12 protein-coding genes and 1 pseudogene are annotated in these 14,672 nt (G+C 60.9%); 4 read left to right on the top strand and 9 right to left on the bottom strand.

The window, feature by feature from the left end; all coding sequences use genetic code 11:
* Positions 1-70 precede the first annotated feature (70 nt).
* The 3 genes from ACSQ8R_RS25795 to ACSQ8R_RS25805 all read left to right on the top strand — a co-directional run bounded on the left by ACSQ8R_RS25795 (position 71) and on the right by ACSQ8R_RS25805 (position 3,433).
* Positions 71-619: a TRAP transporter small permease subunit gene (locus tag ACSQ8R_RS25795; RefSeq protein WP_436256186.1), complete on the top strand. Its 549-nt coding sequence runs from the start codon at positions 71-73 to the stop codon at positions 617-619.
* A 15-nt stretch (positions 620-634) separates the two neighbouring features.
* A complete protein-coding gene (locus tag ACSQ8R_RS25800) occupies positions 635-2,239 on the top strand; it encodes a TRAP transporter large permease (RefSeq protein WP_436256187.1) in 1,605 nt (534 codons plus the stop codon).
* 78 nt (positions 2,240-2,317) lie between these two features.
* Entirely contained in the window at positions 2,318-3,433 is a 1,116-nt protein-coding gene (locus ACSQ8R_RS25805) for a TRAP transporter substrate-binding protein (protein ID WP_436256188.1), read from the top strand.
* A gap of 154 nt (positions 3,434-3,587) precedes the next feature.
* Here ACSQ8R_RS25805 and ACSQ8R_RS25810 read toward each other — a convergent pair.
* The 8 genes and pseudogenes from ACSQ8R_RS25810 to ACSQ8R_RS25845 all read right to left on the bottom strand — a co-directional run.
* Positions 3,588-3,650, bottom strand: a pseudogene (locus ACSQ8R_RS25810) (aconitase family protein); the annotation flags it as partial.
* Between the two features lie 42 nt (positions 3,651-3,692).
* Positions 3,693-5,012, bottom strand: a complete 1,320-nt coding sequence (locus tag ACSQ8R_RS25815; RefSeq protein ID WP_436256189.1) for an aminotransferase class III-fold pyridoxal phosphate-dependent enzyme — start codon at positions 5,010-5,012, stop codon at positions 3,693-3,695.
* A gap of 55 nt (positions 5,013-5,067) precedes the next feature.
* The gene (locus ACSQ8R_RS25820) at positions 5,068-6,507 is read right to left on the bottom strand and encodes a M20 family metallopeptidase (RefSeq protein WP_436256190.1); all 1,440 of its coding nucleotides are present in this window, start codon (positions 6,505-6,507) and stop codon (positions 5,068-5,070) included.
* Positions 6,508-6,581: 74 nt separating this feature from the next.
* Entirely contained in the window at positions 6,582-8,189 is a 1,608-nt protein-coding gene (locus ACSQ8R_RS25825) for an ABC transporter ATP-binding protein (protein ID WP_436256191.1), read from the bottom strand.
* On the bottom strand, positions 8,189-9,004 hold the full coding sequence (locus ACSQ8R_RS25830; RefSeq protein WP_436256192.1) for an ABC transporter permease: 816 nt from the start codon (positions 9,002-9,004) through the stop codon (positions 8,189-8,191). The genes ACSQ8R_RS25825 and ACSQ8R_RS25830 overlap by 1 nt, the downstream gene beginning before the upstream one ends.
* Positions 9,001-9,954, bottom strand: coding sequence for an ABC transporter permease (locus ACSQ8R_RS25835; protein WP_436256193.1), 954 nt, complete (start codon positions 9,952-9,954; stop codon positions 9,001-9,003). Before ACSQ8R_RS25835 ends, ACSQ8R_RS25830 begins: the two co-directional genes overlap by 4 nt.
* 3 nt (positions 9,955-9,957) lie before the next feature.
* Positions 9,958-11,529, bottom strand: a complete 1,572-nt coding sequence (locus tag ACSQ8R_RS25840) for an ABC transporter substrate-binding protein (RefSeq protein WP_436256194.1) — start codon at positions 11,527-11,529, stop codon at positions 9,958-9,960.
* A 37-nt stretch (positions 11,530-11,566) separates the two neighbouring features.
* Positions 11,567-12,727: a C45 family autoproteolytic acyltransferase/hydolase gene (locus ACSQ8R_RS25845; RefSeq protein WP_436256195.1), complete on the bottom strand. Its 1,161-nt coding sequence runs from the start codon at positions 12,725-12,727 to the stop codon at positions 11,567-11,569.
* 15 nt (positions 12,728-12,742) lie between these two features.
* Here ACSQ8R_RS25845 and ACSQ8R_RS25850 point away from each other — a divergent pair, with 15 nt between their 5' ends.
* Positions 12,743-13,702, top strand: a complete 960-nt coding sequence (locus ACSQ8R_RS25850) for a GntR family transcriptional regulator (protein ID WP_436257283.1) — start codon at positions 12,743-12,745, stop codon at positions 13,700-13,702.
* 151 nt (positions 13,703-13,853) lie between these two features.
* Here the strand turns inward: ACSQ8R_RS25850 and ACSQ8R_RS25855 are convergent, their stop codons facing one another.
* Positions 13,854-14,645 carry an aldose 1-epimerase gene (locus tag ACSQ8R_RS25855; protein WP_436256196.1) on the bottom strand — a complete coding sequence of 264 codons (792 nt, stop codon included), beginning with the start codon at positions 14,643-14,645 and terminating at the stop codon, positions 13,854-13,856.
* Positions 14,646-14,672 lie beyond the last annotated feature (27 nt).

The raw sequence follows: 14,672 nt of genomic DNA on the forward strand, positions 1-14,672 counted from the left end.
TCCGCTCCTTGCCGGCGACGTAGCACTGCCTCGGTAGTTCCCGCGAAATCGGGACTTGGGAGGAAGTTTCATGTCGATCCTGCTGTCGTTGTCGCGTTTCATAGACGCGGCGAACACGATCATCGGTAAGGCGGTTTCGTGGCTCATACTGCTCGCCATCGTGATCAGTGCGGCGAACGCCACAACGCGAAAGCTGTTCAATCTCAGCTCCAACGCATGGCTTGAAGCTCAGTGGTACCTGTTCTCCGCGGGGTTCCTGATTGCGGCCGGCTACACGCTTCTCAACAACGAACATGTTAAAGTCGACCTGGTCTACGGGCATCTGTCGCGCAAATCACAATTGTGGATCGAGATCCTCGGCACGCTGTTCTTCCTGTTCCCGTTCTGCCTCATCACGATCTACCTGTCATGGCCAAGGGTGGCGTCAAAGTTCATCAGCGGCGAGATTTCCAACAATACCGGAGGGCTGCTCCTCTGGCCTGTGTGGGCGATGATCCCGCTCGGATTTGGCTTGCTGGCCCTACAGGGGCTTTCGGAGCTCATCAGGCGGATCGCAATTCTTCGCGGCGACCTACCGGACGCAATCGCGCTGGCTGACGCCGAAGCGCATACCCTCTAAGGCCGAGGCATCTGAATGTTTGCATTTTTCGCGGAAAACCTCGCGCCGATCATGTTTCTTTCACTGATCGTCGTGCTGCTGATCGGCTATCCGGTCGCCTTCGCACTGGCCTTTGTCGGTTTCGTTTTCGGCTTCATCGGTATCGAGATGGGGCTTCTACCCGTCAATCTATTTGGCGCCATTCCCGACCGCATCTTCGGCCAGATGTCGAACGAGACACTGCTGGCGATCCCGTTCTTCACCTTCATGGGTCTGATCCTGGAGCGAAGCGGCATGGCCGAGGAGCTGCTGGATACCATCGGCCAGCTTTTCGGACCCGTCAGGGGCGGGCTCGCTTTTGCCGTCATCTTTGTCGGCGCAATTCTAGCTGCAACGACAGGGGTCGTTGCCGCCTCCGTCATCTCCATGGGCCTGATCTCACTGCCGATCATGATGCGCTATGGCTACGATCGGCGAGTCGCCGCCGGTACCATCGCTGCATCCGGTACGCTGGCCCAGATCATACCGCCAAGCCTCGTGCTGATCATCCTCGCGGATCAGCTTGGCCGATCAGTCGGCGATATGTACAAGGGCGCGCTCGTTCCGGGTCTGCTGCTGGTGGCAGCCTATGCCGGCTATATCATCCTGATGTCGTTTATTCGGCCGCTGAGTGTTCCGGCCTTGCCGATCGAAGCGCGCTCGCTGCGTGGTTGGAAGCTGCTGCAGAAGGTGATCATCTCACTGGTTCCGCCGCTTGTCCTGATATTCCTGGTGCTTGGCACGATCTTCATTGGTCTCGCGACGCCAACCGAAGGCGGCGCCATGGGAGCGGTTGGCGCGCTTGCGCTTGCGGCTATCAATCGCCGTCTCAATCTGGCGATGGTCAAATCGGCGCTCTACGCGACGGTAAAGCTATCGTCGTTTGTGATCTTCATCCTGCTCGGGGCTCGCGTATTCTCGCTGACGTTCTATGGTGTCAACGGCCACATCTGGGTCGAGCATTTGATGACATCGGTGCCAGGCGGCGAGGTCGGTTTCCTGATTGTCGCGAATCTGCTGGTCTTCTTCCTGGCGTTTTTCCTCGACTACTTCGAGCTTGCCTTCATCATCATTCCCCTATTGGCGCCAGTGGCCGACAGCCTCGGGATAGATCTGATCTGGTTCGGGGTCATGCTGGCGATCAACATGCAGACCTCGTTCATGCATCCGCCATTCGGGTTTTCCCTCTTCTACCTTCGCTCCGTTGCGCCCAGCCGCGCCTATAAAGACCGGGTCACCGGAGCAACGATCCAGCCCGTAACGTCCGGCCAGATCTACATGGGGGCGCTGCCCTATCTCGCAATCCAGCTGACGATGGTCATTATCGTGATCGTCTTCCCCGGCTTGGTGACGCATTACAAATCGGGAACGGCAGCGGTCGATCCGAACACAATTCAGATTAACGTTCCGATGCCGGGCGACGGCGGAATCAGCCCGTTTGGAACGCCGACCCAGCCATTCGGGGCGCCGGAACCATCTGGTGGAGGTGCAGCCCCGCCAAGCTTTGGAACTCCGGCACCGGGTGCCGAGCCTGCACCGCCAAGCTTCGGTTCGCCTACACCCAGCTTCGGCGCTCCGCCCGCGAGCGGAACCAATCCCTGACGACGACCCGACCAACGTCGGCGTCTACGACCCTGGCCTTAGGCTTGGCCAGGGAAACAACAACCGAGGAGGACTGATATGCCAAATGACGTAAGCCGCCGTGGCTTTTTGACCAAGGGTGCGATCGCCGGAGCTGCCACGGCAGCCGGTGCGACGCTTGCAGCGCCTGCCATTGCACAGGAAATGCCATCGATCCGTTGGCGTTTGACGTCGGGTTTCCCAAACAACCTCGACACCATCTATGGCGGAGCAGTCGTGATGTCCGAGGCGCTTTCGAAGATCACCAACGGCAAGTTCCAGATCCAGGTATTCCAGGCAGGCGAGATCGTGCCCGGTGCCCAGGCGATCGATGCCGTCAAGGAAAACACCGTCGAGATCGCTCACACCTGCGGCTATTATTTCACTGGCAAGGATCCGACTTTTGCAATCGGCTCGACCATTCCTTTCGGCCTCAATGGCCGCCAGCAGAATGCTTGGCTCTATCACGGCGGCGGCAATCAGGCGTATAACGAATTCCTGTCGAACTACGGCGTGGTCGGTATTCCCGGCGGAGCGACGGGGGCTCAGATGGGCGGATGGTTCCGCAAGGAGATCAAGAGCGTCGCTGACCTCAAGGGCATCAAGATGCGGATCGCCGGGGTTGCTGGTGAAGTGATGTCCCGTCTTGGCGTCGTTCCGCAACAGCTTCCAGGAGGCGACATCTATCCGGCTCTTGAGCGCGGCACGATTGACGCCGCCGAATGGATCGGCCCTTATGACGACGAAAAGCTCGGGTTCTATCAAATTGCCAAGAACTATTACTATCCTGCGTACTGGGAAGGCGGCCTGACGATCCACTTCTTCATCAACCAGGCACAGTATTCCGGCCTCCCGGACGCCTACAAGGCAGCGCTCGACACGGCGTGCAAGGCCGCCAATGTCAATATGCAGGCGCTCTACGACGTCAAGAATACCGCCGCGATCCGTTCTCTTGTGGGCAAGGGTGTCCAACTGCGTCCGCTGCCACGCGACGTCATGGATGCAGCCTACAAAGCGTCCTTTGAACTCTATGCCGAATATTCGCAGAAACACCCGGCATGGGCAAAGATCTATCCTGGCTGGAAGAAGTTTCGTGACGAAAGCTTCGAGTGGTTCCGGGTCGCCGAGTATAGCTATGACAGCTACATGTATGCAGCCCAGGCAGCAGGCAAATGACCGAGGAGCTTAATCCGGCGGCCGCCGCGACGCAGGCAGGCGTCTGAGCTCGACCGGCTTCTCGCGACACCGGGATCGCAATACCGACCATAAGGCCGCGTCGATTTCTACGCGGTCCCTTTTGGGTCCATGACGCGATCTCCTGCATCTCCTCCCACGCCAGCACGCCGATGCCGTTGATCATCGGCGTGTGGCTGTCGGTTCCGATCAGGGTGTCCTTTCGCACGCATGCCGGTCAGCAAGCCATCCGCCGCTACCGCTACAATGTCTTCAAACCGGCAGCGATGGCCGAAAACAGCATATCGATTTCCGTCTCCGAAATCACAAGGGGAGGGGAAAGAACGATGGTATTCGCGACCGGCCGTATCATCACGCCCCGCTCGAAACAGAAATCGTAAACCTTTTTGGCCATGGCCTTGCCGCTGCCGACGTCTTCGCCGAGTTCGATGCCGGCAAGCAGGCCGAGGTTGCGGATATCCACTACGGCAGGCAGGCCCTTGAGCGAATGAGCGTGCTCCTGCCAGACCGGCTCAACCGCGGCCGCCTGCTCGAACAGGCCTTCGTCGATATAGACGTTCAGCGTTGCCAGAGCCGCCGCGCAAGCCAGCGGATGGCCTGAATAGGTATATCCATGCGAGAACTCCACGGCACCCTCCGGGGTGATTTCCATCAGAGTCTCGTAGATATTGCTGGAACTGATGACGCCGCCCATCGGAACCGCACCGTTCGTCATGCCCTTGGCGATTGCGATGAGGTCGGGAGTGACGCCGAAACGGTCGGCCGCGAACGGACGGCCGAGGCGGCCGAAGCCGGTGACCACTTCGTCGAAAATCAGCAGAATGCCGTGGCGCGTGCAGATTTCCCTCAACCGTTCGAGGTAACCGGCCGGCGGGATCAGGACACCCGTCGAGGCGGCAATCGGTTCGACGATCACCGCCGCGACCGTCGACGGATCGAAGGTTTGCAGCATCTGTTCTAGCGCGTCGGCTATCTCCGCGCCGTGGTCTGGCTGTCCCCGGCTGAAGGCATTGCGGGCCGGGTCATGCGTATGGGGCATGTGGGCCGCACCCGGCAGAAGCATGCCGAACTGCTTCTTGTGCGGCCCCATGCCGGCCGCGGAAAGCCCTCCGAAACCGACGCCGTGATAACCGCGCTGGCGACCGATGATGCGCTGCCGCTGTCCTTGCCCGCACGCATGGTGATAGGCGAGGGCAAGCTTGAGGGCAGTATCGGTGGCTTCCGACCCGGAATTGGTGAAAAAGACGTGATCCAGTCCTTCGGGCGCGACGGATGTCAGCCGGTTGGCATACTCGAAGGCGAGGGGGTGGCCGAGCCCGAACGAGGAGGCGAAATCAAGCTGTGCGGCCTGTTTCTGGATCGCCTCGACGATTTTTGGATGCCCATGGCCCGCATTGACGCACCAGAGGCCGGCGATCCCGTCCAGAAGACGGCGGCCGTCACTCACGTGGTAATACATGCCCGACGCGCCGGTGATGATCTGCGGCTTCTTCTTGAAGTCCCGGTTGACCGTGAAAGGCATCCAGTAGGATTCGAGCGTATTGGCGTTCAGCTGCTGCATGTGCATTGCCTTCATTCTTCGATCGGATGAAATCGGTCTTTTAGGGTCCGTATCGTCAGCTTGCCGCATCCAGCCTGTCGACGGAGGGTGGAATCGGCGGCATCACGTCGTCCGGGATGGGATTGACGAAGGGATTGCCATGGAGCCGACCTCGAAGATCCGCTTTGGCCGCCTCGACCAGCGCTGGATTGCGGATGAGTTCGATGGCGGTGCCCGCCATGACCTTTGCAGCATGCGCCATGCCCTTGTGGGCGGCAGGCAATTTGCCTTGGGCAACCAGTTGCCATGAATGGCCGGGTGTGCCGATCGCGTATGTCGCCCCGCGCATCTGTACGGTCGGCACCACCCAGCTCACGCTACCAACATCGGTCGATCCGACCATCGATCCATCGCCGGAATACAGCGGAACGATGAGATCGCAGAGCGGTTCGTCCTTCTTGGGTTTGAGATGGAAGCGGGCGTATGACGAGGCGATCTCCTCCGGCGTGAAGGTTGCCTGAAATTTTCGGGCGGTCGCCTTGTCGGCCTCGTCGAATACGGGGGCACCCAAGCGCTCGAGCTGCGCTTGCATGCATTCCTCCAGCGGCTCATTGCCCATCAGGTTGGCGTCGCCGGATATGATTTCCTGCGTCATGGTCGTTTCGGTCATCCAGGCGGCACCTTCCGCGACCCGCTTGACCCGGGCGACGAGCGAAAGAAGCTCCGGGAGCGTTCTTGCCCGCACGAGGTAGCGAACCGTGGCATTGGCTTGGACCACATTCGGGGCCGATCCGCCGGTATCGGTAATCGCGTAATGAACACGCGCGGTCGTCGGCATGTGTTCCCGCAGGAAGTTCACGCCGACGTTGATCAACTCGACCGCATCGAGCGCGCTGCGCCCAAGATGAGGCGTCGCCGCGGCATGCGAGGCGCGACCGGAGAAATGAAAGTTCATCTCGCTGCAGGCAAGTGAGATGGGGTTGTTGACGCCGCTGAATGCGGCAGGGTGCCACGAAATGGCGACATCGACATCGTCAAAGACGCCGGCGCGCACCATGAAGCCTTTCGAAGATCCGCCTTCCTCGGCCGGACAACCGTAATAGCGGACGCGGCCCCGCAATCCGTGGGCGGCGAGATAGTCCTTCACCGCGGCGGCGGCCAGCATCGAGCCGGCGCCGAGAAGGTTGTGACCGCAGCCATGGCCATGGCCGCCGGCAAGGACGGGTCGCTGTTCGGCGATGCCGGCTTCCTGACTGAGGCCCGGGAGCGCGTCATATTCCCCGAGAATGGCGATGACCGGACCGGCTTCGCCGGCCTCTCCCATGATGGCGGTCGGAATGCCGGCGATGTTGCGCTCAACCCTGAAGCCCTCGGCCTCCAGAAGCCGTAGATGTTCGGCCGAAGAACGGAACTCCTCGTAGTTGATCTCCGGGGTCTCCCAGACGCGGTCGCTGAGGTCAAAAAAGGCGGGGCCTTTTTCATCGACGATTGCCCAGACGGATTCGGAATTCTGCATCGCTTCCTCGTTTTCTGATCTGCGCCCAGTCTATCTGCCCCCAAAGGAGGCGACGTCATGGACCTTTGATCCTGCTATGCCGCGACGCCGAGGGTCGGTGTCGCCTTGAGCAGAGCCTGCGTATAGGGGTGCTGCGGGTGATCCAGGATCTGGCCGACGCGGCCTTGCTCGACGATCTGGCCCTGCTGCATGACAACGATCCGATCGGCGACGCGGGAGACCGCGCCGAGATCGTGTGAAATGAAAAGGCAGGCGAAGCCGTGGTTTTCCTGCAGCCTGCGGAAGAGATCGAGAACCTGCTTCTGGATCGTCATGTCGAGCGCCGAGACGGGTTCGTCGGCGACGACGAAAGCGGGATTGCGGATTACCGCACGCGCGATCGCGACGCGCTGTCGCTGTCCTCCGGACAAGGCATGCGGATAACGGTCGCCGAGTCCGGCAAGGCCGACTTCGTCGAGGATGTCATTCACCCGCTCGGCCTTTTCCATGACGCTGAGTTTCGGGCCATGTACCAGCGGCTCACCGACGATCTCAGCAATCTTTTGCCGCGGGTCGAGAGACGAATAGGGGTCCTGGAAGACAAGTTGGCACTGAAGGCGATAATCACGGGCAGCGCCCCGATCGGCGGAAGCCATCGAGTGTCCGCGAAACACGATCTCTCCTCCGGACAATGGCAGCAGGCCCAGCATCGCGCGTCCGAGCGTCGTTTTGCCGGAACCGGAGCCGCCCACAATGGCGACCACTTCGCCGGGGCGCACACCAAGCGAAACACCCCTCACGGCAAGCCTCTTTTCCGCTGTGCTGAACATGTTGCCGGCACCCGAGAAGGTAACCTCTACACCGCGGGCCTCGATGAGCGGCGCCGCTTCGGCGGGAGGCGCGCGGCTGTAGTCACGTTTCGGCAGGGCGTCGATCAGCGTGCGCGTATATTGCTCCTTCGGCCGATGCAGAACCTCTTGGACAGGACCCGATTCGATCAATCTGCCCCGCTCCAGGACGAATACCTTCTTCGCGTATTGGGCGACGAGACCGAGATTGTGGGTGATCAACAGAACCGAGGTGCCGAAGGTGCGCGTCAGATCGACCATCACCTCCATGACCTCGCGCTGGGTCAGCGTATCGAGCGCCGTCGTCGGTTCGTCGGCGATCAGCAGCTTCGGCCGAAGCAGCATGACCGAGGCGAGCATGATGCGTTGGCGCATGCCGCCGGAAAACTGATGCGGAAATGCGGCAAGGCAGGCTTGGGGATTGGGGATTTTTACCCTTTCCAGCATTTCGATCGCGCGCTCACGCGCCGCCTCGACACTGAGCTTCTCATGCAGCCGTAGCCCTTCGACAAGCTGTGCACCGATCGTCATCGCCGGATTAAGCGATACCATCGGCTCCTGGAAAACCATGCCGATCTCGGCGCCACGAACCCTGCGGATCTCTCCGCCTGTCATCTTCAGGACGTCACGGCCTTCGAACAGGATTTCGCCGGAGATGGGCTTGATTGCCTTGGGAAGCAAGCGCATGGCAGCGCGCGCGGCGACCGTCTTGCCGCTGCCGCTTTCGCCGACCAGCGCAACGATGCTGCCCGCCTCGACATCGAACGACACGTCATGGAGGATAGGGTGCCCGTTTGAGGTCGTGACGCGGAGGTCGCGAACGTCGAGCAGCGGACGGGAAGTCTCAGCGTTCATCACCCTTGCTCCATTCTCGGGTCGAATCGGTCGCGCAGCGCATCTCCGAGCAAATTTATGCCGAGCAGCGTCATCGATATGCAGATACCGGGGGCGAGCCCGAGCCATGGGGCCCTTTCGATATAGGTGCGCGCCGCGGACAGCATATTGCCCCAGGTCGGCGCAGGGGGAGGCACGCCGAGGCCGAGGAAGCTCAGGCCGCTTTCCGCCAGCACTACCCAGCCGAACATCGAAGTAGCAAGCACCACGATCGGTGCGGTGCAATTGGGCAGGACATGGCGAAACATGGTGGCGAATTCGGAATTGCCGATGACCCGTGACGCTTCGACATATTCCCGCTCCCGGGCCGACAGCACGCTCGCCCGGACAACACGCAGCACGGATGGGGAATAGGCGATCCCGAGCGCCAGGATGATCCCGTATTTGTTGGGGCCGGAAATCACCATCAGGCCGAGCGCCAGCAGAGTGCCGGGAAAGGCGAGCAGCGCGTCGCTGAAGACCATCAGGACACGGTCGACCAGCCCTCGGGTGTAGCCGGCGATCAGGCCGGTGATCGTGCCGACGGTGATCGCGAAAGCGACCGTCAGGATGGCGACCGTCATGCTCTGTACCGCACCGGCCATCAGGCGAGAGACGACGTCGCGGCCGAATTCGTCGGTGCCGAGCCAGAATTGCGCCGATGGCGGTTTCAGCTTGGCGACGAGCTTGATCGCCGCCGGTTCGTAGGGCGTCCAGAACAGAGCCAGGAGCGCCATGCCGCCGATGAAAATCAGCAGGACAGAGCCGATAATGAGGTTTGCGGGCTGCCTGATCATGAGGCGGTGACCCGTGGATCGAACAGCGGATAACACAGATCGACGATCAGATTGACGACCACGTAGATCAGCGCCGTGAACAACAGACATCCCTGTACCACCGGATAGTCGCGAGCGAAGATCGCATCGACGAGAAGACGCCCGAGGCCGGGCAATGTGAAGACGGTTTCCAGGACCGCGATGCCACCGAGGAGCCCTCCGAGCACCAGGCCGATCATCGTCCAGGTCGGTGCGAAGGCATTGGGCAGCACATGGCGAAGCAGGACCGTGCGTTCCGAAAGGCCCTTCGCGCGGGCATGCATGACATATTCCAGCCGCAGGATCTCGATGGCGCTGGCGCGCATCATGCGGGTGAGCACGCCGACCTCGATCAACATCAACGTGACCACCGGCAGGATGACGTAAGTGATGGCGGTCCACGGCTTTTCGGTAAACGGCACATAACCGACCACCGGCAGCCATCCGAGCTTCAAGCCGAAGACCAGTAGAAGGACGAGGCCGAGCCAGAAGCTGGGAACCGACATCAGCAGCGTCGAGGCTGCGACGATCGCGACATCCACATGCTCGTTCTGCCGCCATGCCGCCACAAGGCCGGCGGGAACCGCGATCAGCGTCGCGAGTGCTACGGCGACCAGTACGATGGTGGCACTGACCTGGAAGCGGTCGAGCATCAGGGGCAGAACGGCCGCGCCGTTGGAGATAGAATGGCCGAGATCGCCCCGCAGAACATTGCCGAGCCAATAGAGGAACTGCACCGGCACCGGCCGATCGAGACCGAGACCGGCGCGAAGGCTGGCAAGCTCGTCCGGGCTGGCGCTATCGCCGAGGATTAGCTGGGCCGGGTCGCCGGGGATCATCCGGACCAGGAAGAACACCATCACGGCCACGATCAGCAGCGTCGGAAGCGTCCATAACAGACGCTTCGCGATATATTTCGAAAGGGCGTGCATAGGCTATTTCCCTTGTGCGAAGGAAACGCCCCACATGCGCGGATATCCGACCGGCCACGTCTTGTACCCTTCCACATTGGCGCGCACCGCGCCTATGCGGGTGCCGGAATAGAGCGGGATCAACGGGACGTCGGCGCGGATCATGCCCTCCAGCTTGTCGAATAGCGCCTGCCGCTCCTTGGCATCACCGATCGTTGTGCTCTCGCGGATCAGCTTCAGGCCTTCCGGATTGTCCCATACCTTGTTCGGGCTCTTCTCCTTGCTGCCGCTGACCATGTCGTAGGAAAGCGAAGGATCGAGGCGGGCGGAATAGGTGAACGACATGGCGGAGTAGTTGCCGGCCGTGTAGCGGTCGAGCAGCGTCGCCCAGTCGAGTGTTTCGATCTCGATATTGATGCCGGCTTCCTGCGCCATCGCCTGGACGAGAACCGCTGCATCGAAGAGCGACGGATAGAACTTCGTCGCCAGCCACTTGATCGGCTCGCCCTTGTATCCGGCTTCCGCCAGCAGCTTCTTGGCCTCGGCGAGATTGCGGGCAGGGACTTCCTTCTGCAGCTTGCCGGAATAGGGGCTCGGGACCGGGATGACCGAGAGGTTTGCCGGCGACTGGCCGTTCGTCAAGGCTTCCGAGATCTGGGCGATATCGAGGGAAAGCAGCAGCGCCTTGCGGATACGGACATCCTTCAGCAGCGGATCGCGGGTCTGGAAAAGAAGACCGGTCAGACCCATGCTGGCGACCTTGTCCACCTTCAGCTTGTCGCTGCCGGAGAGTTCCTCGACATCGGCATTGTTCACGTCGCTCAGCACGTCGATGTCTCCGGAATAGAGCGCGGCCTTGGCCGCAGCATCATCCGGAATGATCATGAAGCGCACGCCCGCGATCTTCGGCGTCTTGTCGCCGACATAGCCGGTACGTTCGCCGCCGGGCGAGACATAGTGAGGATTGGCGGCAAGCTGCACATACTGGCCGCTGCGCCATTCCTGCAGCATGAAGGGGCCGGTGCCGACAGGCTTCACCCACTTGCCCTGCGCGTCGAGCGAGCCTTTCTGGTAGATGCCGGTGCCGCCGCAATCGGTGCGGGCAATGGTGGCGAGGAAGAGGGCGGTCGGCTTTTCCAGCGTGAAGACGACGGTTGCGGCATCCGGCGCTGCTACGTTGGTGACATTGGCGACCCCGGACCCCGTCACGTCCTTGAGGCACCGCCAGGCGGTCTTGGGATCCACATAGCGCTGCCACGAGGACAGGACATCGGCGGAGGTCAGCGGCTCGCCATTGCTGAATTTCAACCCGTCGCGCAGCTTGAACGTATAGGTCTTGCCGTCCGATGAAATGTCGATCGACTTTGCCAGTAGCGGCGCGATCGAGGCGTCGTCCTTGTATCCGACAAGGCCTTCGACCATGTGCAGGACGATTGCGTCGCTATTGGCATCGCGGTTGACGCCGGGATCGGTCGAGCGGATGTCCGCATTGATGCGCACCCGCATCGTCTTGTCTTGTGCCATGGCCGCGCCTGCGGCGGTCATGGCCAGCAGCGCGACCGCTGCCGTCGTCTTCAACAGACTTTCAACTTTCATCGGAGGCTCCCGTATTTGTTCCCTTATTGATTTTTGTCTAGGCCGCGTTCGTTTGAGCCTTGGCGGGCTCTTCGACGGGCCTGATCCTCATGTCGAGGCTGTAGTTCCAGAAATGCGCCCCGAGCGCCGGCAGCAACGCGACCTCCATACGACCTTCGCCCGGCACCATGACGATCATGGCGACCGTCGCGGACTGATTGTTGGACAGCGATTTGCGCGGCGGACGGCAGACCGACCAGGGGCTTTCGAACGTATCGGAAAGCGCGGTCTTAACGGTGTCCACGGTGACCTTGCCGACATGCGGTTCGATCAGTTGACGGACGCGCAGGTCACGGTAGAGCGAGTCCGGCATGTTCACGACGCCCTTGTCGAGCAGCTTTGACAGTGCAACCTGGCTCTGGAAATGGTTGGCATGCACCAGCACGCCGTTTTCGGGGTGAACCAGAAAAGTTTCGTCGGGCGCGCATTCGAAATCGATCGCGACGCCATGGGCGTGGCCGATCATCATGTTGTTCGACGCCGACTTGCGGGTTCCGTAAACCGCCTGCATGGACATCGCCAGATGGTCCTGTTCCAGAACCTTGCGGCGGATGATGGCGAGCGGCACACCGAGTTCCCGGTAGTCCCGGTCGGTTTCGAGGTAGTTGCCGCTGATCGAGATGCCGGCGGAGTTGAAGCCGGTACGCGCAAGCCCGCCGGCTTCGGTGAAGGTGATGATATCAGGCCCATCGGCGCGCTTGATCTTGAGCACGATCGCCGTTTCGGCGCATTCAGCCTTCCAATCCCAGTTCTGGGCGTGGATGAAGACGTTGTCACGAGTGGCGGAGGGCATGACGAAAACGCCGGTGCAGCCGTCCGACTGAATGAAGTCCGCCTGACCCTTTTCCCGGCGGCGCGCAAGCTTGAGGATCTCGGTGCGGGCGTTGAGCAGCAGGATCGCGGCGAGATCGGTGTTTACCGCGCTGGCGATGCCGCGCATTTCTTCGATATACTGCGGGCCATACTCCTCGATCGCACTGGCAAAACGGTCGATCATCGCTGCCAGGTCGCTGTCTTTCAGGCCGGAGGAATGTAACTGGTCCCTATAGTGTCCGATGCCCTTGAGGATACGCTCCGCCGCCTGTTCGCCATATTGTTGGCCGCGTTCGAATGGCGTACCAGAAATCTCGATGAGCGGGCAGGGAAGAGGCAAGGTCATGATGGCGTGTTCCAGATGCTGTATGGCGGCAGGCCGAAGGGTTGCCCTCGCCTAAAAAGTATTTCATACAACAAAAACCAGAAAGATGGGAAAGGCAAGCGGAAAATGTCAGACGTATCCACGCCTCTTCAGCAGGACCTGATGCGTCGCATCATCGACGTTATCCATGAAGACAATCTTCAGCCAGGGACACGGTTGCGCCAGAGCCAGCTGGCGGACCGGCTGCGCGTATCCCGAACGCCGGTTCGCATGGCGCTCGAACTGCTGGAGTCGCAGGGCTTCGTGCAGCACGAGCAAAACAAGGGGATGACGCTTTCGGCAATTCCGCCCCGGGTAGAGACATTGGAGGCGCCGCCCGCCGATGAGGAACTTCTCGTGGCGATAGCCAAGCTGCGGCGTGATGGCGAATTGCCAGAGCAGTTCGCGGAGTTGGAACTGATGCGGTTGACGGGGCAGGAGCGCACGTCCGTCCGTCAGGCGCTGATCAAGTTGGAAGGCCTCGGCGTGATTCAGCGCCGAAAAGGTTATGGGTGGCAGTTTTTCGACCCGGTTCGCGATGCGCGTGCCCGAGAGGAAAGCTACGATTTTCGGCTCCTTATCGAATGCGCAGCCATCCTCTCGCCGGATTTTTTGCTTTCCGCGGATTGGATCAAGTCGATGCGATCGCAGCATGAGGCAATGTTGAGTGCAGCCTGGACCGATGCGTCCAGCGTCACGCTGTTCGAAATGAACGCGGAATTCCACCTCGGCATCAGCGCGGCATCCGGAAACCGCTATATCGAGGAGGCAATGAACCGCCAGAACCAGCTTCGCCGTCTATCCAACTACAACTGGCAGCACGGTGCGGATCGCGTAGCGGTTACCTGCAGGGAGCATCTGGAAATTCTCGAGCGCCTTGAACTGGGCGACAACGAGGTTGCAGCGGCTCTCATGCGCAAGCACCTGACCGGCGCACGGGGGACCTCGAAGCGATAAATTGCATTTTGTAAGATGAAAACCCAGTCGAAGCCGGAGGTTTCTGACATTGGCATCGACCTCTGGTACATTCCGGCACCGCAGCTGACGTTGTCCCGCCCGAAGCGAGACCATACCCCGCTACCGTGGTCAAATTGCGCAATCGCGGTTCTCAATCTGCCCTGAAAGAAAACGTAAAGCTTGCGGAGCGCTGTTCTCCCGCTCGCAGTACGAAAAGCCCTGAATTTTCGCCATGAAAAGGAAAGCCGAAGGCGCCGGCAACGTGCGATACCGGTTCGAGGCAGACGTAGTCCGCGGTGCGGTGGGCGACGAGGTGTCTCAGTCCTGGCCCCGCTCTCAAGGTGGCCTCAATGCCTCCATTGGTGACTACCGTGGCCGCCCCCCAGTCCGAAAGAAAAAGGGTATGGGCCTCGTTCGGCAGTATTTTCGTGCCCCGTGCTTCAGATCGGGTACCGTCTGGAATCCCCGCGTCACCCGGCGGCCACGTTCTGCCGGCATCACAGGATGCCGGCCTGCCGAGATCAGCTGCAAAATATGGATGCCAGCCCAATCCGCCGGGCATGGAGGCCTTTCCTGTATTGGCCATTGAAAGCTCTATATCGAGGCGGTCGTCGGTGAGCACGAAGCGCTGTCGAGCGCGGAAATCGAAGGGCCAGTCCGGATCAGCGCGGTAGTCCAGCACCACTTCGATCCGATCGGCGTCGAGCGAGGCCACCTGCCAGGCGCGGCGATGGGCCGGGCCATGCTGGGCATCGGTTTGAAGTGCCGGATGCGGCAGAACCTCGTAGCGTCTGCCGTCATGCATAAAAGCGGCACCGAGGAGCCTGTTGTGATAGGGAAACAGCGGATAGGCGCCGGCCTTCGGCCAGTTCAGCGGCTCGAACTCCGGGCCGGCGGTCGGCACAAGGATATCGCCCAGCCGCTCATGGACGAGATGAGTCATCCGGCCGCCGTTTTGAGGGAGGAAACG

Source organism: Neorhizobium sp. LjRoot104, from assembly GCF_964253725.1.
Lineage (GTDB): Bacteria > Pseudomonadota > Alphaproteobacteria > Rhizobiales > Rhizobiaceae > Neorhizobium.

What these genes read in the sequence shown, in the direction of transcription:
- ACSQ8R_RS25795 (WP_436256186.1), top strand. Translation starts at nt 71, where the DNA reads ATGTCGATCCTGCTGTCGTTGTCGCGTTTCATAGACGCGGCGAACACG.
- ACSQ8R_RS25800 (WP_436256187.1), top strand. Translation starts at nt 635, where the DNA reads ATGTTTGCATTTTTCGCGGAAAACCTCGCGCCGATCATGTTTCTTTCA.
- ACSQ8R_RS25805 (WP_436256188.1), top strand. Translation starts at nt 2,318, where the DNA reads ATGCCAAATGACGTAAGCCGCCGTGGCTTTTTGACCAAGGGTGCGATC.
- ACSQ8R_RS25815 (WP_436256189.1), bottom strand. Translation starts at nt 5,012, where the DNA reads ATGCAGCAGCTGAACGCCAATACGCTCGAATCCTACTGGATGCCTTTC.
- ACSQ8R_RS25820 (WP_436256190.1), bottom strand. Translation starts at nt 6,507, where the DNA reads ATGCAGAATTCCGAATCCGTCTGGGCAATCGTCGATGAAAAAGGCCCC.
- ACSQ8R_RS25825 (WP_436256191.1), bottom strand. Translation starts at nt 8,189, where the DNA reads ATGAACGCTGAGACTTCCCGTCCGCTGCTCGACGTTCGCGACCTCCGC.
- ACSQ8R_RS25830 (WP_436256192.1), bottom strand. Translation starts at nt 9,004, where the DNA reads ATGATCAGGCAGCCCGCAAACCTCATTATCGGCTCTGTCCTGCTGATT.
- ACSQ8R_RS25835 (WP_436256193.1), bottom strand. Translation starts at nt 9,954, where the DNA reads ATGCACGCCCTTTCGAAATATATCGCGAAGCGTCTGTTATGGACGCTT.
- ACSQ8R_RS25840 (WP_436256194.1), bottom strand. Translation starts at nt 11,529, where the DNA reads ATGAAAGTTGAAAGTCTGTTGAAGACGACGGCAGCGGTCGCGCTGCTG.
- ACSQ8R_RS25845 (WP_436256195.1), bottom strand. Translation starts at nt 12,727, where the DNA reads ATGACCTTGCCTCTTCCCTGCCCGCTCATCGAGATTTCTGGTACGCCA.
- ACSQ8R_RS25850 (WP_436257283.1), top strand. Translation starts at nt 12,743, where the DNA reads ATGCTGTATGGCGGCAGGCCGAAGGGTTGCCCTCGCCTAAAAAGTATT.
- ACSQ8R_RS25855 (WP_436256196.1), bottom strand. Translation starts at nt 14,645, where the DNA reads ATGACTCATCTCGTCCATGAGCGGCTGGGCGATATCCTTGTGCCGACC.